Annotated in this window: 17 protein-coding genes; 12 read left to right on the forward strand and 5 right to left on the reverse strand. The window is 65.5% G+C overall.

Annotated features, from left to right (window positions below; translation table 11 throughout):
- The first annotated feature begins 30 nt into the window (after positions 1-30).
- Positions 31-2,745: a DNA gyrase subunit A gene (gene gyrA / locus HLA98_RS13330; protein ID WP_057500617.1), complete on the forward strand. Its 2,715-nt coding sequence runs from the start codon at positions 31-33 to the stop codon at positions 2,743-2,745.
- A 131-nt stretch (positions 2,746-2,876) separates the two neighbouring features.
- Complete coding sequence (locus tag HLA98_RS13335; protein WP_057500616.1) at positions 2,877-5,405, forward strand: membrane-bound PQQ-dependent dehydrogenase, glucose/quinate/shikimate family; 2,529 nt, start codon at positions 2,877-2,879, stop codon at positions 5,403-5,405.
- Positions 5,406-5,448: 43 nt separating this feature from the next.
- On the opposite strand, the gene HLA98_RS13340 is transcribed toward HLA98_RS13335, so the two are convergent.
- Positions 5,449-6,438, reverse strand: a complete 990-nt coding sequence (locus HLA98_RS13340; protein ID WP_049445603.1) for a zinc-dependent alcohol dehydrogenase family protein — start codon at positions 6,436-6,438, stop codon at positions 5,449-5,451.
- A gap of 119 nt (positions 6,439-6,557) precedes the next feature.
- Between HLA98_RS13340 and HLA98_RS13345 the strand changes: the two genes are divergently transcribed.
- The 3 genes from HLA98_RS13345 to HLA98_RS13355 all read left to right on the forward strand — a co-directional run bounded on the left by HLA98_RS13345 (position 6,558) and on the right by HLA98_RS13355 (position 9,510).
- A complete protein-coding gene (locus HLA98_RS13345; RefSeq protein WP_057500615.1) occupies positions 6,558-7,463 on the forward strand; it encodes a LysR family transcriptional regulator in 906 nt (301 codons plus the stop codon).
- Between the two features lie 63 nt (positions 7,464-7,526).
- Positions 7,527-8,015 carry a DUF4952 domain-containing protein gene (locus HLA98_RS13350; RefSeq protein WP_226053544.1) on the forward strand — a complete coding sequence of 163 codons (489 nt, stop codon included), beginning with the start codon at positions 7,527-7,529 and terminating at the stop codon, positions 8,013-8,015.
- Between the two features lie 64 nt (positions 8,016-8,079).
- Positions 8,080-9,510, forward strand: a complete 1,431-nt coding sequence (locus HLA98_RS13355; RefSeq protein WP_057500614.1) for a serine hydrolase domain-containing protein — start codon at positions 8,080-8,082, stop codon at positions 9,508-9,510.
- 16 nt (positions 9,511-9,526) lie between these two features.
- On the opposite strand, the gene HLA98_RS13360 is transcribed toward HLA98_RS13355, so the two are convergent.
- Both HLA98_RS13360 and HLA98_RS13365 read right to left on the reverse strand, forming a co-directional pair.
- Positions 9,527-9,919: a DUF3037 domain-containing protein gene (locus HLA98_RS13360; RefSeq protein WP_049445598.1), complete on the reverse strand. Its 393-nt coding sequence runs from the start codon at positions 9,917-9,919 to the stop codon at positions 9,527-9,529.
- Positions 9,897-10,673, reverse strand: a complete 777-nt coding sequence (locus HLA98_RS13365; protein WP_057500613.1) for a HipA family kinase — start codon at positions 10,671-10,673, stop codon at positions 9,897-9,899. The genes HLA98_RS13360 and HLA98_RS13365 overlap by 23 nt, the downstream gene beginning before the upstream one ends.
- 239 nt (positions 10,674-10,912) lie before the next feature.
- Between HLA98_RS13365 and HLA98_RS13370 the strand changes: the two genes are divergently transcribed.
- The 4 genes from HLA98_RS13370 to HLA98_RS13385 all read left to right on the forward strand — a co-directional run bounded on the left by HLA98_RS13370 (position 10,913) and on the right by HLA98_RS13385 (position 15,188).
- Entirely contained in the window at positions 10,913-11,242 is a 330-nt protein-coding gene (locus tag HLA98_RS13370) for a hypothetical protein (protein WP_005413891.1), read from the forward strand.
- Between the two features lie 167 nt (positions 11,243-11,409).
- Positions 11,410-13,872: a S9 family peptidase gene (locus HLA98_RS13375; RefSeq protein WP_057500612.1), complete on the forward strand. Its 2,463-nt coding sequence runs from the start codon at positions 11,410-11,412 to the stop codon at positions 13,870-13,872.
- A gap of 121 nt (positions 13,873-13,993) precedes the next feature.
- A complete protein-coding gene (locus tag HLA98_RS13380; protein ID WP_232015503.1) occupies positions 13,994-14,749 on the forward strand; it encodes a hypothetical protein in 756 nt (251 codons plus the stop codon).
- 118 nt (positions 14,750-14,867) lie between these two features.
- The gene (locus HLA98_RS13385) at positions 14,868-15,188 is read left to right on the forward strand and encodes a hypothetical protein (protein ID WP_057500610.1); all 321 of its coding nucleotides are present in this window, start codon (positions 14,868-14,870) and stop codon (positions 15,186-15,188) included.
- A 13-nt stretch (positions 15,189-15,201) separates the two neighbouring features.
- Here the strand turns inward: HLA98_RS13385 and HLA98_RS13390 are convergent, their stop codons facing one another.
- Positions 15,202-16,185 (reverse strand): hypothetical protein, encoded by a 984-nt coding sequence (locus HLA98_RS13390; RefSeq protein ID WP_057500609.1) that lies wholly within the window; start codon positions 16,183-16,185, stop codon positions 15,202-15,204.
- 138 nt (positions 16,186-16,323) lie between these two features.
- Here HLA98_RS13390 and HLA98_RS13395 point away from each other — a divergent pair, with 138 nt between their 5' ends.
- Both HLA98_RS13395 and HLA98_RS13400 read left to right on the forward strand, forming a co-directional pair.
- The gene (locus HLA98_RS13395) at positions 16,324-17,289 is read left to right on the forward strand and encodes a DUF2268 domain-containing putative Zn-dependent protease (protein WP_057500608.1); all 966 of its coding nucleotides are present in this window, start codon (positions 16,324-16,326) and stop codon (positions 17,287-17,289) included.
- 49 nt (positions 17,290-17,338) lie between these two features.
- Positions 17,339-18,127: an SGNH/GDSL hydrolase family protein gene (locus HLA98_RS13400; protein ID WP_057500607.1), complete on the forward strand. Its 789-nt coding sequence runs from the start codon at positions 17,339-17,341 to the stop codon at positions 18,125-18,127.
- Here the strand turns inward: HLA98_RS13400 and HLA98_RS13405 are convergent.
- Complete coding sequence (locus HLA98_RS13405) at positions 18,102-18,986, reverse strand: LysR family transcriptional regulator (protein ID WP_049445581.1); 885 nt, start codon at positions 18,984-18,986, stop codon at positions 18,102-18,104. The genes HLA98_RS13400 and HLA98_RS13405 overlap by 26 nt on opposite strands.
- 103 nt (positions 18,987-19,089) lie before the next feature.
- Here HLA98_RS13405 and HLA98_RS13410 point away from each other — a divergent pair, with 103 nt between their 5' ends.
- Positions 19,090-20,223 (forward strand): agmatine deiminase family protein, encoded by a 1,134-nt coding sequence (locus HLA98_RS13410; RefSeq protein ID WP_057500606.1) that lies wholly within the window; start codon positions 19,090-19,092, stop codon positions 20,221-20,223.

Consider the following 20,223-nt stretch of genomic DNA (forward strand, 5'->3'; position numbering starts at 1 on the left):
ACTGGACCGCTACCAGACAACGGAACCCGAATGGCAGAAACCGCCAAGGAAATCATCCAGGTCAACCTGGAAGACGAGATGCGCAAGAGCTATCTCGATTACGCCATGAGCGTGATCGTGGGCCGCGCGCTCCCGGATGCGCGCGACGGCCTCAAGCCGGTGCATCGCCGCGTGCTGTTCGCGATGAACGAGTTGAACGCGCACAGCAACAAGCCCTACTTCAAGTCGGCGCGTATCGTCGGTGACGTCATCGGTAAGTACCACCCGCATGGCGATCAGTCGGTGTACGACACGCTGGTGCGTCTGGCACAGCCGTTCTCGCTGCGCTACATGCTGGTCGATGGCCAGGGTAACTTCGGTTCGGTCGACGGTGACTCCGCTGCGGCGATGCGATACACCGAGGCGCGCATGTCGCGCCTGGCGCATGAGCTGATGGCGGACATCGACAAGGAAACCGTCGATTTCCAGCCCAACTACGACGAAAAGGAACTGGAGCCGACGGTCATGCCGACCCGGTTCCCGAACCTGCTGGTCAATGGTTCGGCCGGTATCGCGGTGGGCATGGCGACCAACATCCCGCCGCACAACCTGACCGAATCGATCAACGCCTGCATCGCGCTGATCGACAATCCGGAAATCGATGTCGACGGCCTGATGGAGTACATCCCGGGCCCGGATTTCCCGACTGCCGGCATCATCAATGGCACCGCCGGCATCGTTGCCGGCTACCGCACCGGCCGCGGCCGTGTGCGCATCCGCGCCAAGGCCGATATCGAAGTGGCCGACAACGGCCGTGAGTCGATCATCGTCACCGAAATTCCTTACCAGGTGAACAAGGCGCGTCTGATCGAAAAGATCGCCGAGCTGGTCAAGGAAAAGAAGATCGAAGGCATCAGCGAGCTGCGCGATGAGTCCGACAAGGACGGCATGCGCATCTACATCGAAATCAAGCGCGGTGAATCTGCCGAGGTTGTGCTGAACAACCTGTACCAGCAGACGCAGATGGAATCGGTGTTCGGCATCAACATGGTGGCGCTGGTCGATGGCCGCCCGCAGTTGATGAACCTCAAGCAGATGCTGGAGTCGTTCGTCCGCCACCGCCGCGAAGTGGTCACCCGCCGTACGGTGTTCGAGCTGCGCAAGGCGCGTGCCCGTGCCCACGTGCTGGAAGGCCTGACCGTCGCGCTGGCCAACATCGACGAGATGATCGAGCTGATCAAGACCTCGCCGAACCCCGCCGAAGCCCGCGAGCGCATGCTCGCGCGCCTGTGGGAACCGGGCCTGGTCGGTTCGATGCTGGGCGCTGCCGGTGCCGAAGCCTCGCGTCCGGATGACCTGCCCAAGGGCGTGGGCCTGATCGAAGGCGGCTACCAGCTGACCGAGATCCAGGCCACCCAGATCCTGGAAATGCGCCTGCACCGCCTGACCGGGCTGGAGCAGGACCGCCTGACCGAGGAATACAAGCAGCTGCTGGAAGTGATCGCCGGGCTGATCCACATCCTGGAAGATCCCGATCGCCTGCTGCAGGTGATCCGTGAAGAGCTGATCAGTGTCAGGGCCGAGTTCGGCGACGAACGTCGTACCGAAATCCGCCACAGCGAAGAAGACCTGGACATCCTCGACCTGATCGCGCCGGAAGACGTGGTGGTCACCGTGTCGCATGCCGGCTACGTGAAGCGCCAGCCGGTGAGCGTGTACCGCGCCCAGCGCCGTGGTGGCCGTGGCCGCAGTGCAGCGTCCACCAAGGAAGAGGATTTCATCGAACAGCTGTGGCTGGTCAACACGCACGACACGCTGCTGACCTTCACCAGTTCGGGCAAGGTGTTCTGGCTGCCGGTCTACCAGCTGCCCGAAGCCGGTTCGAATGCCCGCGGCCGTCCGATCATCAACTGGATCCCGCTGGAGCCGGGCGAACGCGTGCAGGCCGTGCTGCCGGTACGTGAATACGCCGATGGCCAGTTCGTGTTCTTCGCCACCAAGAACGGTACGGTCAAGAAGACCCCGCTGGGCGAGTTTGCCTTCCGTCTGGCCCGCGGCAAGATCGCGATCAACCTGGACGAGGGCGATGCCCTGGTTGGCGTTGGCCTGACCGACGGCCAGCGTGACATCCTGCTGTTCGCCTCCAACGGCAAGACCGTGCGCTTCGGTGAGGACAAGGTCCGCTCGATGGGCCGTACCGCCACCGGCGTGCGTGGCATCAAGATGCCGGCCGGCGAGGAAGTGGTCAGCCTGATCGTGGCCGAAAGTGCCGGTGGCATCGAGGACGAGAACGAGGACGACAACGGTGTCGAGGAAGCCGCCGCCACGGGCGATGCGGTGATCGACGGCGCCGATGACGCCAGCGTGCAGTACATCCTCACCGCCACCGAGAACGGCTACGGCAAGCGCACCCCGCTGCCGGACTACCCGCGCAAGGGCCGTGGTACGCAGGGCGTGATCGGCATCCAGACCACCGAGCGCAATGGCAAGCTGGTCGCCGCGGTGCTGATGGGCTCCAGCGACGAAGTCCTGCTGATCTCCGATGGTGGCACCCTGGTGCGTACGCGTGGCTCGGAAATCAGCCGCGTCGGCCGCAACACCCAGGGCGTGACCCTGATCCGCCTGTCCAAGGACGAGAAGCTGCAGGCGGTGGAGCGCATGGATGCCTCGATCGACGAGGACGAGGACGAGGTGGCTGCCGCCGCCCCGGCCACGACCGACGGCGCACCGGCTGCTGCCAGCAGCGAGGACGCCGCGCAGGAGTGATCCTGCCATCAGGTTGAGGTACCCGACGACGCCGGCCCTGTGCCGGCGTCGTCGTATCCGGGTGCCGCATATACGCGCGCGCTTCACGTCGGCGGTGGGATAACGGCGCATGCTGCCCCCGGAGATCGACGATGTCCGCCACGCCGCAGTCCGCTCCTGCCCCCGTCCGCGCTTCCCGGCATCCCCTCGTTACCGTGCTGTCGCTGCTGCTGGTCATGCTCGGCCTGGCCATCGGCGGCCTGGGTGCGTGGCTGCTCAGCCTCGGTGGATCGGCGTACTACGCCATTGCCGGGCTCGGCCTGCTGGTCAGCGGCATCCTGTTGTTCGGCAACCGCCGCAGCGGCGCGCTGCTGTACGCGCTGGTGTTCATCGGCACGCTGCTGTGGACCTGGTGGGAATCGGGCAGCGACTACTGGCGCTGGGTTCCGCGGCTCGGGCTGGTGACCGCGCTTGGCATCGTGCTGGCGCTGCTGGCGCCGACCCTGCGCGAGCCGGTTTCAAAACGCCTGTCGCGCAGCACGGCGGGCGTGCTGATGCTGGTGTTCGTGGCCGCCTTCGGATTGGCGTTCGCGCCGCATGGTGAAGTGGACGGGCACCTGCCGTTCCCGGAAGGCGCAGTCAGTGCCGGTCTGGAGCCGACCCGTGACACCACCGGCCTGCAGCCGGCCGACCAACCCGCCGAGGGCGACTGGCCGGCGTGGGGCCGCAGCAATGCGGGTACCCGCTATTCGCCGCTGCAGCAGATCACCCCGGCCAATGTGGCCACGCTGCAGCCGGCCTGGCAGTTCCGTACCGGCGATATGCCGAAGAAGCGCTGGGGCGCGGAAACCACGCCGCTGAAGATCGGCGATCGGCTGTACCTGTGCACCGCGCGCAACCGCCTGATCGCGCTTGATGCTGCCAGCGGCAAGGAACTGTGGCGGTTCGATCCAAAGGTGAAGGACGCCTCGATTCCCTATACCGCTGCCTGTCGTGGTGTGAGCTATTACGAGCAGCCCAGCATGCCGACCCTTGCCGACGCGGCATTGGCCGATGTCGCCGCTGATCTGGCGCTGCCGGAACCGCCGCCCAGCGTCACCCGCAGCGCTGCGCCGGGCAGTCGTCCAACGTGCTGGGCGCGCATCATTGAAGGCACGCTGGACGGTCGCATCATCGCGGTGGACGCGGACAGCGGCCGCCCCTGCGCCAACTTCGGCAACAACGGCCAGGTCGACATCACCCTGGGCATGGGCGAGGTGCCACCGGGTTACGTGTCGATCAACTCGCCGCCGGCCATCGTGCGCGGCGTGATCGTGACCGGTCATCAGGTGCTGGACGGGCAGCGCCGCGATGCGCCCTCAGGCGTGATCCAGGCCTACGACGCGATCACCGGCAAGCTGCGCTGGGCGTGGGACATGGACCAGCCCGAGCGCAGCGGTCTGCCTCCGCGCGACCAGACCTACACGCGGGGCACGCCCAACATGTGGACCACGGCCACCGGTGATGAGGCGCTGGGCCTGGTCTACCTGCCGCTGGGCAATTCCGCGGGCGATTACTGGAGTGGCTCGCGCACGGAGAACCAGAACCGCTACGCGACCTCGCTGGTGGCGATCGACGTGGCCACCGGCAAGCCGGTCTGGCATTTCCAGGCAGTGCGCAAGGATGTGTGGGACTACGACCTGGGGTCGCAGGCCAGCCTGATCGACTACCCGACGGCGGCGGGCAAGGTGCCGGCGATCCTGCTGCCGACCAAGCAGGGCGACATGTACATCCTTGATCGCCGCAACGGCCAGCTCCTGACCGCCGCCGAAGAGCGCAAGGTACCGGTCGGCGGCGTCGAACCCGAGCAGCGTTCTCCCACCCAGCTGTTCTCGCTGTACCACACGCTGCGTCGCGAACATGACCTGACCGAGCGTGACATGTGGGGCATCACCCCGATCGACCAGGTGGTCTGCCGCATCCAGTTCCGCAAGGCGTACTACGAAGGGTTCTACACGCCGCCGAGCAGCGAGCGCCATTCCATCGAGTACCCCGGCTACAACGGTGGCTCGGACTGGGGCAGCGTGTCCATCGATACGCGCCGCGGCGTGATCGTGGCCAACTACAACGACATGCCCAACTACAACCGGCTGGTGCCACGTGCCGAGGCTGACCGGCTGGGCTGGCTGCCACGCGAGAAGATCCGGTTCGACAAGGGCGGTGCCGAAGGCGCGGGCGACCCGCAGGTGGGCACGCCGTATGGCATCCAGGTCAACGCCGGTTGGCGGCTGCCGTTCACCGGCCTGCTGTGCAAGCAGCCGCCCTATGGCGGCATCCGTGCCATCGATCTGCGCACCGGCAAGTTGCTGTGGGACCGTCCGTTCGGCAGTGCGCGCGGCAACGGACCGTTCGGCATCCGCTCCGGCCTGCCGATCGAGATCGGCACGCCGAACAACGGCGGTTCGGTGGTGACCGCCAGCGGCCTGATCTTCATCGCCGCCGCCACCGATGACCTGCTGCGTGCCATCGATCTGAAGACCGGCAAGGAACTGTGGCATGCCAAGCTGCCCGCGGGCGGCCAGGCCAATCCGATGGTGTACGAGCAGGGCGGGCGCCAGTACGTGGTGATCATGGCTGGCGGCCATCATTTCATGGAAACCCCGAACGGCGATTACGTGATGGCGTTTGCGTTGCCGAGGTAACCGCAATGGGGGCGGTGCGCCGCCTCCATTGCACGACACGGGATCACACCGTGACCACCACCTTGCCGATCTGCTCGTTCGATTCCAGGTAACGGTGTGCTTCCTGGATCTGCGCAAACGGGAACACCTTGGCAATTTTCGGCGCCAGCGTGCCCTTGTCCAGGCCATCGACGATGAATGCCTTGGCACGGGCCAACGCGGCATCGTCGGAGACGATTTCCGAGTACAGATAGCCCTTCAGCGTCAGCGACTTGCCCAGCACATTGAACAACGGGAACGGCGTGGGTTCGCTGCTCAGCGCGCCGTATTCCAGCAGGATGCCGCCACGTGCCATCGCTTCGGTCAGTGGCACGAACTGCGGGCCACCGATCGGATCGAACACCACGCGGGCGCCGGCGCCACGGGTGATGCGCGCCACTTCGGCCACCAGATCCTGCTCCTGGGTGGCGATGACGTGGGCGGCACCGGCATCGAGCAGGGCCTGGCGCTTGCCCGGGCCGCGGGTGACCGCGATCGGCGTGGCGCCCACCGCATTGGCGATCTGGATCGCGGCCAGGCCAACGCTGCTGCTGGCAGCGGTGATGATGACGAAATCCCCGGCGGACAGGTGCGCCTGCTCCAGCAGCGCGCCCCAGGCGGTGACGTACTGCATCCACACCGCAGCAGCCGTTTCAAAGTCCAGCGCCTGCGGGTGCTTGACCGCCAGTCGAGCCGGCACATTGGCCAGCTCGCCGTAGGTGCCCCAGCGCGCGATGTCCAGCGGCGGTACCACGCTGACCGCATCGCCTGCTGCGAAGCCGCTCACCGCACTGCCGACCGCTTCGACAATGCCGGCCGCTTCGTAGCCCAGCCGGCTGGGGAACTGCGCTTCCTGCAGATAGGCGCCGTTGCGGAACATCACCTCGGCGCGGTTCAGGCCGATCGCCCTCACCCGGATCTGGACTTCGTCAGGGGCGGGGGCGGGAACGTCGATATCGTCGATGCGCAGCACATCGGCGGTGCCATATTCGTGGATGCGGACAACCTGGCTCATGGGGGACTCCGAGGAAGGGCCGACGAGGGCGCCGGCGAAAGGGTGAGCGCTACTGTGCGCGTAGTCTGCAACCAGAATAAGGGGTAATCTGGTGTTTCATTGGAAAACATTTGTTTGCAATGGACCTGATCGTTCCCCTGCGAACCTTCGCCAAGGTGGCCGAGGTCGGCTCCTTCGCCGCCGCCGCAGACGCGTTGGATCTCTCGCCGCAGCTGGTCGGCAAGCACATCCAGGCGCTGGAGCAGCATCTGGGCGTGCGCCTGCTCAACCGCACCACGCGAAAGCAGAGCCTGACCGACTTCGGCCAGGCCTACCTGGCGCGGGCGCGGGTGATCCTGGAGGAAGTGGAGGGCGCCGAGGAATTGGCGGAAGTGGCGCGTGGACGGCCGATGGGGCGCCTGCGCATCAGCGCGCCGGTCACCTTCGGCGTGCACGCGCTCGGCCCGGCGGTGGTGGCTTACATGCAGCAGTACCCGGATGTGCAGGTCGATCTGAACCTGTCCAACAGCCTGATGGACATCGTCGAGGACGGCTACGACCTGGTGTTCCGTACCGGTGACCTGGCCGACAGCGGGCTGGTGGCACGGCGGCTGGGGCCGTATCCGCTGGTCCTGTGTGCCTCGCCGGACTATCTGGCTTCGCGCCCGGCCATCACCCATCCCAATGATCTGAGCCGGCACGAGTGCCTGGGCTTCGCGCATTCGATCATCCGCACGCGCTGGAGTTTCCGCGATGCCGATGGCAGCGTGCTTACCGTCCCGGTGTCCAGCCGCTTCATGGTCAACCAGGCCGAGCCGCTGCTGACAGCAGCCGTGGGTGGTCTGGGCTTGATCCTGCAGCCCTACGAAATGCTTGCCGCTGCGCTGGCACGTGGTGAACTGGTGGAAGTGCTGCCGGACCATGTGCCGGTATCGACCTGGATCAACCTGGTGTATCCGCGCGACCGCCAGCTGACCCCCAAGCTGCGCAGCTTCCTGGACTTCTGCGTGGCGCGTTTCACTGAGCAGTCGATGGCACGGCGATAGCGTGGCATCGATCAGTATTCCCGTGTTCCCATGCGAAGGACTCGCCCCGTGATCTCTCTCCCGTTGCCGCAGCATGCCACCCGCTTCCTGCTGCTGGCGTCCTTTTCCAGCGCCAGCGTGCTTGCGCAGCAGACACCTGCGCAGGCGTTGGCCGAGTGGGAGGTGCAAGGGCGCACGGATGGCCTGGCGCGACCTGATATCGAATGCCAGGATTTCCTGCAGGCGATGGGCCGGAAGCCTCCGGGACTGCAGTATGTAGGTTGCAGCCAGGATGACGCGTCCTACATCAAACCCATGGAAGCCCACTATCGTGTTTCAGGTGCCCAGGCGGCGCAGGTGGAAGCCTATCTGCGCGAGACATTTGGCATGCCTGCATTGCGCTACGTCTGTTGCGGCTGGAGCAATGGCGCGCCGTACTACTGGCGTGACGGCCCGGATACGGTGCGGTATCAGATCGGCATGGGGGTGGAGTCGCTGCCGTACGAACGGGACGAATGGCCGCGCATCGAGGCATTCAACGTCACCGTCGAGGTGTTGCGGCAGAGTCCCTAGCGTGGATGCGGCGGGCCGATCCATCGTCTAGGATGCGCCCAGGGATGCCCGCAAAGGAATTGCCATGAAGGCTGTTGGACGCCTGTTTCTCTGCAATGCGTTGGCCTGTTTGATCCTGGTTGCCACATCGGCGTTTCCGGCAGTTGGCGCAGCATCTTCCGAGCGCGAACATCCACGTGCGCAGGATGCCATCGATGACTGGCTTGCGGCCTTCAATGCAGGCAGCCTCGAGGGGTTGCAGGCATTTGCCGACAGATATGCGAAGCAGGAGGGCAGCACTCCCAAGGACTATCTCGAGTTCCGCGAGAGCACCGGCCCGCTGAACGTGCTGGAAACACTCGAGCGCGCGCCCAGCCAGGCGAAGCTGCTGGTAATGGGCCAGCTGAGCGAACGTGCGATGTGGGTGACGGCGGTCATGGACCCGGCTAACCCGTCGCACGTGAAGCTGTTCCAGATCGAGGGCACTGATACGCCGGACACGTACAAGCCGGAACGGGTTGCTTTGCCCGCGCTGATGGCCGATGCCACAGCAAAACTGGAGGCGCTGCGGGCGCAGGACGCGCTGTCGGGTGCATTGCAGGTGGCACGGAACGGCAAGGTGCTGCTGGACTGGCGCGGTGGCGAGGCCGATCGTACCGCCGGCATTCCAGTGGGCGTGGATACGCAGTTCCGCCTTGCGTCCTCCAACAAGATGTTCACTGCAGTGGCCCTCCTGCAACTGATGCAGGAGGGCAAGCTCAGCCTTGATGACACGATAGGCAAGTTCCTGCCGGACTATCCGAACAGGGTGGTCGCCAACAGCGTGACCGTACGCCATCTGCTGTCACATACCAGCGGTCTGGGTGATTTCTTCGGCGACGATTTCGAGCAGTATTCCGCGTCGTTGAAGACGCTGGATGACTACGTGCAGCGCTTTGCCAAGGATGCGCCGCAGTTCACGCCGGGCAGCCAGGACAGCTACTCCAACTATGGCTTCATCGTATTGGGGCGCATCATCGAAGCGGTTTCGGGGCAGTCGTACTACGCCTATGTGGACGAGCACATCCTGCGCCCGGCGGGCATGACCGGCACCGGCTTCGAGCCGGAAACAGTGAACGTCCCGCAGCGAGCCGTCGCCTACACGAAGAAGAATGGGCAATGGGTCCGTGAAACGAAGTCGCTGCCCTGGCGCGGCATGTCAGCCGGTGGTGGCTACAGCACGGTGGCCGACATGGTGAAATTCGCCGGGGCACTGCAAAGCGGAAAGCTGGTCTCGCCCGCATTGCTGAAGCAGGCCACCACCGCGCAGAACCACAAGGGCTGGTATGGATTCGGCTTCGTGGTGCAGGGCGAGGGCAGGGAACACCAGTATGGCCATGAAGGCGGTGCGCCCGGATCGAACAGTGCCATCGTGGTGATGCCTGCACAGGGCTATGTGATCGTTGGCCTGGCCAATGTCGATCCGGATGCGATCGGCAACGTGGTCAACTACATCGCGCGTAGAGTGCCGCTGTGAACGCGGCAGGTGCCGGTCATTCCGGCACCCGCACCATCTTCGTCATCAAGTGTTCCACCACACCCGCCGGGTCGGCCGTGCGGCCCACATGCGTGCTCGACATCTGCACGACCGAACTGCGCTTGGCGGTGAGGAAATGGAAGCGGGCGCGCGCAGGCAGCTGTGCGATCGGTCCGGCGCTGGCGTCGCCACGGCAGATGGCTACGATCGCATCCAGCCACGGTTGCAGCGCCTCCTGATCCAACGCCGGCGCGAACGCCTGGAGGCGCGCAGGATCGATCTCGATGGCCGCCTCCAGATGACGCGCGCCAGGACAGGAGACGATCACCCCGACGTTGATGAACTCCTCGCGTTCCACCCGCGGTACCACGCGGATGACCGCATAGTCATACGTGTGCAGCGTGGGCACGGATGGCCTCCTGCACGAACACCGCACGCACTTTCAGGCGGTGCTTGAGATAATCGATGTAACCCTGGCGGTAGGCTTGGGGACTGTCGAATGCCGGCTCATTGACCAGCCAGCTGTCCGGCACGAGGCCGACGATGCGCTCGATCTCGGCATCGGTCAGGCGCGCGGCCAGCTCGGCATCCACCTCGGCGATGCGGCTGGCGAACGACAGCAGCACATGATCGCGGATCAGCACAAACGGCTTTTCGCAGGCATCCCCTGCGTTGGTCCAGTCGTGATGGAAGTACATGGCCGCACCGTGATCGATCAGGTACAGCTTTCGATGCCACACCATCAAGTTGGGGTTGCGGGTGGTGCGATCGACATTGCTGGTGAACGCATCGAACCAGACGATGCGCGAGGCCAGGTCGGCATCCACCGGCATCGCCGCTGGGTCGTAGTTGATCGCGCCGGGCAGGTAGTCCAGGCCCAGGTTCAGGCCCTCGCTGGCGCGGATCAACTCCTGGATTTCCGGGTCCGGCTCGGTGCGGGCGAACTCGCGGTCCAGCTCGACGAACAGGATTTCCGGAATCGGCAGGCCCAGCGAGCGCGCCATCTCGCCGGCGATCAGCTCGGCGATCAGCGCCTTCGGGCCTTGGCCGGCGCCACGGAACTTCAGCACGGCCATGCCGTCGTCGTCGGTCTCGACCACGGCCGGCAGGGAGCCACCTTCCCGCAAGGGGGTGATGTAGCGGAGGGCATGTACGGTGCGCATGCATGCATTCTAGCGTGGGTGCAGGTGCAACCCTCTGATCGGCGTGGACCGATTTCGGCCTTCACCTGTCCCTTCCGCCTGCGATGGCAGCATCCTGCTACAGGAACCCTTGGGTTCATGAGCGTACTGGCACTCTCGATGCAGAGGCTCCAGGCTGGGTACCTGCTCGGCTGCCAGCGACGCGCACTGCGAAGCGGAAACCTCATCCACGATGTCCTGCAGGCTACGGAGGTGCACCGATGAGCGACGAATTCACTCCCATTCTGCCGACCTTGGACGATGCCAAGGCGGAAGAAATGATCGGCAAGGTCGTCCTGGTCGGGGTCACCCGCTATGGCGGCGACGGGCAGGTGAAGGGGCTGGAGCAGTACGCCGGCACGGTGTTGCGCATCAGCGCCGACGAGGGCGTGGTGCTGGCCGACGAGAATGATGGCCACGAGCGCTATCTGCCGCCGATGCTGGACCAGTACCAGCCAGCCGAGCCCGGGGAGTACCGCATGCGCACCAGTGGCATGATCGTGGTCGACCCCGACTATCTGGCCACCTGGGACCTGCACGCGCAGCAGTAGTGCCAGTCCAGGCCTGGCAGGTGCTGCCCCACCAGCGGCACCTCTTGGCGCGGCACACGTTGCCCCATCCGGCCACTAGTCCTTCCGGCCCATTCACGACAACCCCTGCGGTGCTAGATTCGGTCCATGCCCGATGCCGGGTACCCATTCACACTCAGGGGATAAGGATGCTGATCCGTCGAACCTCTCTGGCGGCGGCTGTTGCCGTTGCCACCGTCGGCCTGCTGGCCGCTGGACCGGCTTTCGCTGATTACGCGAAGCCGCCGGAACACCTGCTCAAGGTGCTGAAGGCGCCGCCGCCGCCGGCGCCGAACGTGGCCCCGGGTGGCCAGCGCTTGCTGCTGACCACCGCGCAGACCTATCCGTCGATCAGCCGCGTTGCCCAGCCGTACCTGAAGCTGGCGGGTGTGCGCCTGGAGCCGAAGAACCGCAGCCGCCATGACACCCCAGGCGGCTACGGCATTCCGGCCTGCGTGGCCGACTTCACCCTGGTCGACATCGGCAGTGGCAAGGAGACCAAGGTCAACCTGCCGCAGGGCTGCGCCACCGGTGCGCTGTGGTCGGCCGATGGCAGCCACTTCGCCTTCCAGAATGCGGTCGATACCAGCGTGCAGCTGTGGGTGGGCGATGCGGCCACCGGCCAGGTGAAGCAGATTCCGAACGTGCAGTTGAATCCGATCTTCGGCAACACCGTGCAGTGGCTGGGCGGCAGCCAGAACCTGCTGGTGAAGCTGGTGCCAGCCAACCAGGGCCCGGCGCCGTCCAATGGCGGTGTGCCAACCGGCCCGGATGCGCAGGAGTCGTTGGGCAGCAGTGGCGAGAGCAGCACCTACGAAGCCCGCGACACGCTGACCAGCGCGCATGACGAGAAGCTGTTCGCTTATTACGGTGCCTCGCAGCTGGCCGTGGTCGATACTGCCGCCGGCAGCGTGCGTCCGGTGGGGCAGCCGGCGTTGTTCAACGACGTCAGCGCTGCACCCGATGGCGTGCATGTACTGACCGAGTCGATCAAAGCACCGTATTCGCATGCGGTGACCTACCAGCGCTTCGCCAACGACGTGGCCGTGCTGGACATCAGCAATGGCCGCAGCACGCCGATCGCCAGCCTGCCTCTGGCCGACCGCGTGCCGGTGCACGGCGTGCCGGAAGGCCCGCGTGGTTTCGACTGGCGTGCCACTGATCCGGCCACCCTGGTCTATGCCGAAGCGCTGGACAAGGGCGACTGGAAGGTCAGCGTGCCGCATCGTGATCGCGTGCTGATGCTGAAGGCGCCGTTCAACGGCAAGCCGACCGAAATTACCCGCACCGCGCAGCGTTTCGAAGGCTTCGCGTGGACCGCCGATCCGGCCGTGGCGTTCCAGTACGAGAATGACGAGAACCGCCACTGGATGCAGACCCGCATCGTCGATGTGGACCAGCCGAAGAAGGAAGGTCGCCTGCTGTGGGACATGTCCAGCGATGAGCTGTACGCCAACCCCGGCAACCTGGTCTTTACCCGCCTGCCGAATGGTGCCCAGGTCGTGCGCCGTGAGGGCGACCATGTGTTCCTCAGCGGCCGTGGTGCCTCGCCGCAGGGCGACCGTCCGTTCCTGGACCGCCTGGATCTGGGCACGCTGAAGAGCGAGCGCCTGTTCCGCAGCAGCGCCGACGCCTACGAGCAGTTCCTCGGTTTCAGCAGCACGCCGGGCCGCTACCTGACCTGGCACCAGTCGGTGATCGATCCGCCGAATGCCTTCGTCCGCCAGCAGGGTGAGGCGGTGGCTGACGCGAAGACCGGCGAGGCACAGTTCGCCTCCACCACGACCGCGTTGACCAAGCTGGTCGACCCGACCCCGGAAGTGCGCCAGATCAAGAAGCAGCTGGTGACCTACAAGCGTGCCGACGGCGTGGACCTGTCGTTCACCCTGTACACGCCGCCGGGCTACAAGGAAGGCCAGCGTGTGCCGGCGATCCTGTATGCGTACCCGGCCGACTTCGCCAACGCCGCGCAGGCCGGTCAGGTGTCCGGTTCGCAGCAGACCTTCACCCGTCTGCAGCCGTACCGCCTGATGCTGCTGGCCGGCTACGCGATCATCGACAACGCGTCATTCCCGATCGTGGGCGACCCGAAGAACGCCTATGACACCTACCTGGAGCAACTGGAAGCCGACGCCAAGGCAGCGGTGGACAAGGCGGTGGACATGGGTGTGGTCGACCGCAACCGCATCGGCGTGACCGGTCACAGCCACGGTGGCCTGATGACCGCCAACCTGATCGCGCACACGAAGCTGTTCAAGGCCGGCGTGGCGACCAGCGGTTCGTATAACAAGACCTTTACCCCGTTCGGCTTCCAGAACGAACGCCGCTCGGTGTGGCAGGCGCAGGATGTGTACCTGAAGGCGTCGCCGTTCTTCTATGCCGACAAGATCAAGCTGCCGCTGCTGCTGGTCCACGGCGAGGACGATGCCAACCCGGGCACCGAGCCGTTCCAGTCGCGCAAGCTGTACCAGGCGATCCGCGGTAACGGCGGCACCACCCGCCTGGTGATGCTGCCGAACGAACCGCACTGGTACACCGCGCTGGAGTCCAACGAGCAGCTGGTGGCGGAAATGCTGAACTGGTTCGATACCTACGTGAAGAACGCCAAGTAGCGTCGAGCTTGCTCGACTGCTTTGCACAAGGCCGCCTTCGGGCGGCCTTCCTGCATCCTGCGGAGCCGGGCCAAGTTCGGCTGCTGTTCGACAGAGATAGGAAAGTCTCATGAAGGCAAGGATGTTGGCGCTGGCCATGTTGTTGATTTCTCCCGTGGCAATGGCGGTCCAGCCACGGATGAGCGTGCACGTGACGTACGACTGGTCTGGCTGGGGTTCTGTATCTGAGCGCTGGATCATCCGGCGCGATGCCTATGGGTTGACCACCCGTGTACAGGTGGTTGACACGCCCGACGTCCAGCCGCGCTTGCCGGAGCTTCTGCCGATCGGTGCGCTGTCAGCGTTCGAGGCCGCGCTGCAGGCAGCACCGTTGACCAGGGACGCCACGGTGGATCTGATCACTTCGCGGCTGGACCGGCCAGCGATACTGAAGCTGGATCCGGAGCTGCGCAGCATCCCGGCGGCCACATGCTCGTTTGCCCAGCAGCAGGCTTGGGCACGGCAAGCTCTGGCCGGGCAGGGTCTGCAGGAGCGCGTTGCAAAACACTTCAACGGTCTCTGGACCGATGACTATCCCATCATGACCGTGGTCGTATCCCGGCCGGGCCGCCCGGATACCGTCCTGGTCTCCACCTCCCAGTACACGATGATGCTGCCATGGAAGCGCCTGTCGTCGGCGGACTTCGATCAGCAGGATCTGGAAGGTGCTCAGGAAGAGTGGCGTCCGGCGTTGAGCGATGCATTGATGGGGCTGCTACCTGCGGGAGAACCCACACGCGAACGCTTCAAGATCGCTTGGTTTCAGAACAGATTACGCGGCGATCTTGCCTCGGAGGCGCTGCGTTTTGGAACCCAGCGCAATGAAACGGCAGATTGATCATCCGTGGATGCTTTGCAATCAACTGTGGAGACTCGGTAACGACGTGTTACCGGCACATTCGCATGCCGCGCAAATGATCTAGGCTGGACCCGATCGCTCGTTCCAGGTCGGTGCAATGAAAGCCATTCTCCTTGCTGCAACGTTGTCGTTGGCCCTGGTTTCAACGGCATATGCTCAGTCGTTTCCTGCTGAGCTGACCCGATTGGGCATTGTCGCCGGCATGCCTTACGCCAAGGCCAAGCGCCTGCTGGATGCTGCGGGATGGCAGGTGAAGCCGGTGCAGGGCGCCCCCGAGTCACTTGAGGGCTTTCCGGAAGTCGGATGCCAGAAGGGCGGAAAGCAGTGCGCGACAACCTTCGAGAAGGGCGGGCAGCAGGTCGTGGTGCGGCTGGGCACTACCCTGGCAGGGCAGCCGTTCGTGCAGGGCGCTGACTAAGCGTCTGCTGCACTCACGCCAGCGGTAGGCGATCCTGCGCGTGCGACAGCCGGTCATGCAGGTCGCGCACATGCTCGGCCTTGGCATGCACCCGGGAGGTATCACCGAAACTGCGCAGATAGGCGCACGCGGCGAAGCCGGCACTCTTTTTTTCGTACTCGGCAATCCAGGCCAGTCGATCCGGATTGTTGGCCTGTTCGGCTGACCAGGCGGCCACCGGCGGGCGGATGCGATAACGCAGTCCGACGCGCCACGGCTTCGGTGTCAGCCGCGCACGGAAGCAGTGCTGCAGCCGGCACATGCGCGCGTACAGGGTATCGGTGCCGAGTGCCTTGAAGAACGCCTGCAGCTGCCCGTCCTCGGGCGAGAACGTGGCATGCATGGCCAGCACGCGCAGTCCGGCCGGCGTGCGGTAGGCGCGCAAATGCCAGTCGGGATGCTGTTCGCTGAAGGTCGCGATCCGCTGCAGCGCCACACCTTCGGCGCCACCGGCGGCGGCCAGCCGCCGCTTGCGCTGCATCAGCATCGCGCCATTCACCAGCACGACGGCCGCCACGCCCAGTACCAGCCCCACCAGCCAGTGCCACAGCAGGGTGCCGACGATGGCGCCAGCGAACAGCAGCGCTGCGGCGATGACTGCAGGCATCACGCAGCCAGCCGGCGGCTGCGCATGGTCGATGTCGGCGAACAGCACGTCGGGGCTGTTGAGGCACAGCGCGCCATAGCTGTTGCGGGTAATGACGACGTCGCCGTCGCGCTGCACGATCTGCTCGCGGATCGGCACCCCCTCCACGCCGTAGTTGCTGCGCACTTCGCGGCGCGGCAGCGCCTGTCCGGCGAGGATGGCATTGAGCGCTTCGTTGGCGCGGCGGTCGGCGTGCACCTGCGCCTCGGCAGGGCCCTCGTCGGACCAGCCGAAGCGGCGCACCACCACCGGCCGGCCACGGAAACGGGCCTGCAGGCGGGCTTCGGCCCAGTAGGCGGGAACGATCATCATCGCAGGGTGCTCCATCTTCCGTGGCAGGTGCCGAAGCGAGTCTGGCACAGCGCCGGGGCGCCCGCATCCGCCTGCTGCGGTGGGCCGGGCGGAGTGATAGATTGCGCGCTTCGCATGCACTCCACCAAGGACGGAGCGATGTCCATGATTCTGCGCGGCTTGTTGGCCCTGGCCTGTGCCGGGGCGGCTGGCGTGGCCACGGCAGCGGTTCCGGCCGGGCCACAGATCGTCACCGAGGATGTCAGTCGTTTCTACGCGCTTTACGACAGCGCTGGCGGTAAACCCAGCGTTGCGCAGTTGCGGGGATACATGGCCGAGGGTTCGACGGGCCTGGGCGAGCTGGCGAAGGCACGCCGGGTCACCCCCGAGCGCATTGCCGAGTCCATCGCCAACCAGCCGGAACTGTATGCGCAGGGACGACGCTGCCTGGCCGAACTGCCGGCGGTGAAACAACGCCTGACGCAGGTGTTTTCCAACCTGCAGGCCATCTACCCGCAGGCCGCGTTTCCGCCGGTGACCATCGCGGTCGGCCGTGGCCGTCCGGTCGGGCTGACCTCGAAAAGCGGCGTGATCATCGGCCTGGAAGCGCTGTGCGCAGCCGACTTCATGAATCCCAATGTGCAGGATCGCTTCGTCCACGTGATCGCGCACGAGTACGTGCATATCCAGCAGACGGGCCTGACCGACTTCGAGCCGGGCGACCCGCATGCGACGGTGCTGCGTGTATCGCTGGGCGAGGGCATCGCCGAGTTCATCGCCGAGCTGATCTCCGGCAACGTCGGCAACGGGCGCCACGCGGCCTGGACCCGTGGCCGGGAAGTGCATATCGAAAGCGCCTTCGCGCTGGATCTGGACAGCACCGATCTGTCGCCGTGGCTGTACAACTACAAGCCGGGCTCGCAGGAACCTTACGACCTGGGGTACTGGGTGGGTTACCGCATCGCCAAGGCCTATTACCTGCAGGCCAAGGACAAGCGTGATGCGGTGCGTGCGCTGATCCAGCAGGACAACCCGAAGACGATCCTGGCCGCCAGCGGTTGGACGCCGGGCATGTGGATGCCGGCGAAAGTCACGGGTGTGGCGGCGCGTACGGCAGCGCGCTGAGCACTGGGCATGGCGTTAGACTGCGGAAGATGATTTCAGGAGTACCCGCATGCGTGGACCTGTTGAGCTTGCCGCTGCAATCGTCGTGACGCTGGGCCTCTCGTTGGCTTCTCCGCTGGCTGCCGCAGAAACCGTCGCAGTCAATCCGCTGCTGCAGACGCCCATCGACCAGCTGCGCCCCGACGAGGTTCGCTTCATGCAGCAGCGACTGGCCGATTGGCCGGAACTGCAGCGTTACCGAGACGCCAATGCGCGACTGCCTGCGGCGGTGCCTGGCCAGCCGCGCGTGGTGTTCTTCGGTGACTCGATCACCGAAGGCTGGGGCAGAGAAGGCAGTGCCGGTTTCTTCCCCGGCAAGGGCTGGCTCAACCGTGGCATCAGCGGCCAGACCACGGCGCAGATGCTGGTGCGCTTCCCGCAGGACGTGCTGGCACTGGAGCCACAGGTGGTGGTGATCCTGGCCGGCACCAACGACATCGCCGGCAACACCGGCCCGTCCACGCAGGCGATGATCGAAGACAATCTGCACGCGATGGTGGACCTGGCCCGTGCACATGGCATCGCCGTGGTGCTGGCATCGGTGCTGCCGGTCAGCGATTACCCGTGGCTGCCGGGCACGGCACCTGCGCCCAAGGTGCGCGCATTGAACACGGCATTGAAGCGCTATGCCGATGCGCAGCAGCTGGTCTATCTGGACTACTACACGCCGATGGCCAATGCCGCTGGAGGGCTGGATCCGCAGCTGGCCGACGACGGCGTGCATCCAACGGCAAAGGGCTATGCGGTGATGGCGCCGTTGGCCGAAGCGGCGGTCAAGCGCGCGCTGCAGCAGAAGTAGCTCCCGCGGGCAGGCTCGCCAGCAGCCACTCACAGAAGCTGATCACCAGCGGATCGGCTGCGCTGTCTTCATGCACCAGCCAGCTCCAGCGCGGGCCGCGCACGCGTGCCTCATCCAGCGGCTGCAGCAGGCCCTTTTCGCAGGCGCTTGCCGCCAGCAGCTCGCTGACCAGCGCGATGCCCAGGCCCTCGCACGCGGCATCCAGCAGTTGGCCGGGCTCGGAGAAATTCATGCCCTCGCGGCGCTGGCCGACATCGGCGCCACCTTGTACCTGCCACTGGCTCCAGTCCATCTCGCGCTCGCCGTGCAGGGTCAGGCGTTCGTGCACCGGCGTGGCGAGCAGGGCTGGATGGCAGGCCGGAAAGAGGCGATCCTGCAGCAGCACGCGATGCTGGCACTGCGCCTGTGAGTCGAGGTCATCGCGTACCGCCACGTCCAGCGTCTGCGTGGTCATATCCGGTGCCTCCTCGCTGGTCAGCAACCACAGGTCGGCGTCGGGATGCAGGCGGTGGAAGCTGGCTAGGCGCGGTACCAGCCAATGCCGGGCAAAGGCTGGGCTGGTGTTGACGATCAGTTGATTCGGCTTGCGGTACTGATCGAGCCGGCGGATGCCACTGGCCAGCTGCCGCAGCAGCGACTGGGTGGTTTCCAGCAGGTCGATGCCGGCGTCGGTAAGGGTGACGCTGCGGCCCTGCCGGAAAAACAACGGCTGCTGCAGCGAGGCTTCCAGGCCCCGGATCTGCTGGCTGATGGCCGACTGGGTCAGGTGCAGTTCCTCGGCCGCCCGGTGGAAGCTGCCCAGGCGGGCGGCGGCTTCGAAACCCCGTAGCGCGTTCAGCGGTGGCCAATGCTTGAGCATTTCGGATTAGTAAATCTGTTCAATTGATCGCTGAATCTATCGTTTGTTCTTATGGATCGGCAAGCGCAGCATGGCCTCCATCCCACCGGCCCTGGAGCCCGTCATGAGCAGCCGTCGTCATTTCCTCACCCAACTGGCGGGCGCCGCCGGCCTTGGCGGGCTGGCTGCCCTCGGCCTCGCGGGGCTGCCGGCTCGCGTCTCCGCAGCGGGGCCGGGCGCGGGTATCTGGCGTATGCCGGACGAGCACGGTCCGCAGGAACGCGTTTTCCTGGCCTTCGCCGCGCAGCCTCGGGTCTGGGGCGCGCAGGCCGATGCGGTGAACACCGCCGTGGCCCGGCTGGCCCGCACCATCGCCCGCCACCAGCCGGTCAGCGTGCTGTGCCGGCCGGCGCAGCGGAAGCAGGCGCAGGACCGCTGCGGCCGCGACAACATCGAGTACCTCGAAGTACCGCTGGATGACATCTGGGTGCGCGATTACGGCGGTTGCTTCGTCACCGATGGCCAGGGCGGACTGGGCCTGGTCGACTTCAACTTCAATGGCTGGGGCGGCAAGCAGAGCGCGCGCAACGATGGTGCCGTGGCGCCGTGGCTGGCGCAGGTGACGGGCGCAACGCTGCTGGAAAGCGATCTGGTGGGCGAGGGCGGTGGCATCGAAGTCGATGGCCATGGCACCGCGATCCTCACCGAAAGCTGCTGGGTGAACCGCAACCGCAATCCAGACGGGTCGCGCGCGGATATCGAGGCCGAGCTGAAGCACCACCTCGGCCTGCGCAAGGTGATCTGGCTGCCCGGCATTGCCGGCGAAGACATCACCGACGCGCATGTGGATTTCTATGCGCGCTTCGTTCGCCCCGGCGTAGTGATCGCCAACTTGGACAACGATCCGGAGTCCTACGACTACGATCTGACCCGCGAGCATCTGGACATTCTGCGCGGAGCCACCGATGCCGATGGCCGCCGCCTGCAGGTGCACACACTGCCGCCGCCACTGGACGGGCGCGACAACGTGCATACCCGCGGCAACGATGATCTGGCGACGGGCTATATCAACTACCTGCCGATCAACGGCGCGGTGGTCGCGCCGCAGTTTGGTGACGACGCAGCCGATGGCTACTGCCGTGAACTGCTGGAAGACCTGTATCCCGGTCGCGTGATCGAACAGGTGGACATCGATGCGATCGCCGGCGGCGGTGGCGGCATCCATTGCGTGACCAAGAACATGCCAAAGGTAGGCTGA

This window comes from Stenotrophomonas africana, assembly GCF_013004645.1.
GTDB lineage: Bacteria > Pseudomonadota > Gammaproteobacteria > Xanthomonadales > Xanthomonadaceae > Stenotrophomonas > Stenotrophomonas africana.

Excerpts from the sequence above, each read along its gene's own strand:
- HLA98_RS13335 (WP_057500616.1), top strand. The coding sequence starts at position 2,877 with ATGTCCGCCACGCCGCAGTCCGCTCCTGCCCCCGTCCGCGCTTCCCGG.
- HLA98_RS13375 (WP_057500612.1), top strand. The coding sequence starts at position 11,410 with ATGCTGATCCGTCGAACCTCTCTGGCGGCGGCTGTTGCCGTTGCCACC.
- HLA98_RS13380 (WP_232015503.1), top strand. The coding sequence starts at position 13,994 with ATGTTGGCGCTGGCCATGTTGTTGATTTCTCCCGTGGCAATGGCGGTC.
- gyrA (WP_057500617.1), top strand. The coding sequence starts at position 31 with ATGGCAGAAACCGCCAAGGAAATCATCCAGGTCAACCTGGAAGACGAG.
- HLA98_RS13395 (WP_057500608.1), top strand. The coding sequence starts at position 16,324 with ATGTCCATGATTCTGCGCGGCTTGTTGGCCCTGGCCTGTGCCGGGGCG.
- HLA98_RS13370 (WP_005413891.1), top strand. The coding sequence starts at position 10,913 with ATGAGCGACGAATTCACTCCCATTCTGCCGACCTTGGACGATGCCAAG.
- HLA98_RS13340 (WP_049445603.1), bottom strand. The coding sequence starts at position 6,438 with ATGAGCCAGGTTGTCCGCATCCACGAATATGGCACCGCCGATGTGCTG.
- HLA98_RS13405 (WP_049445581.1), bottom strand. The coding sequence starts at position 18,986 with ATGCTCAAGCATTGGCCACCGCTGAACGCGCTACGGGGTTTCGAAGCC.
- HLA98_RS13385 (WP_057500610.1), top strand. The coding sequence starts at position 14,868 with ATGAAAGCCATTCTCCTTGCTGCAACGTTGTCGTTGGCCCTGGTTTCA.
- HLA98_RS13400 (WP_057500607.1), top strand. The coding sequence starts at position 17,339 with ATGCGTGGACCTGTTGAGCTTGCCGCTGCAATCGTCGTGACGCTGGGC.
- HLA98_RS13345 (WP_057500615.1), top strand. The coding sequence starts at position 6,558 with ATGGACCTGATCGTTCCCCTGCGAACCTTCGCCAAGGTGGCCGAGGTC.
- HLA98_RS13355 (WP_057500614.1), top strand. The coding sequence starts at position 8,080 with ATGAAGGCTGTTGGACGCCTGTTTCTCTGCAATGCGTTGGCCTGTTTG.
- HLA98_RS13410 (WP_057500606.1), top strand. The coding sequence starts at position 19,090 with ATGAGCAGCCGTCGTCATTTCCTCACCCAACTGGCGGGCGCCGCCGGC.
- HLA98_RS13365 (WP_057500613.1), bottom strand. The coding sequence starts at position 10,673 with ATGCGCACCGTACATGCCCTCCGCTACATCACCCCCTTGCGGGAAGGT.
- HLA98_RS13390 (WP_057500609.1), bottom strand. The coding sequence starts at position 16,185 with ATGATGATCGTTCCCGCCTACTGGGCCGAAGCCCGCCTGCAGGCCCGT.